Annotated in this window: 1 protein-coding gene; it reads left to right on the forward strand. The window is 61.2% G+C overall.

The genetic code is table 11. The annotated features are described in order from the left end of the window. The coding region (locus tag EYW48_RS21940) for a hypothetical protein (protein WP_277433130.1) at positions 1–237 on the forward strand (237 nt) is incomplete at both ends.

Consider the following 237-nt stretch of genomic DNA (forward strand, 5'->3'; position numbering starts at 1 on the left):
CCATCACCAATGGTGGCGTCGAGAGCACAGTGACGTTGAGCCTGAACGACGAAGGCAAGCTGGTCGATGCGGCTGGCACAGAATACACGTACGCGAATGGCACCATCACCTGGACAGAAACCGTGGCAGAGGGCGCAAGCATCAAGGTCGATGCAACGCAGACCGACCGCGACGGCAACGTGTCTCTACCAGGCAGCGACGAAGCGAAAGTGGATACCACGGCGGACGCCGGTGCGC

The organism is Vibrio sp. 1180_3, from assembly GCF_029478545.1.
Taxonomy (GTDB): Bacteria; Pseudomonadota; Gammaproteobacteria; order Enterobacterales; family Vibrionaceae; genus Vibrio; species Vibrio aestuarianus.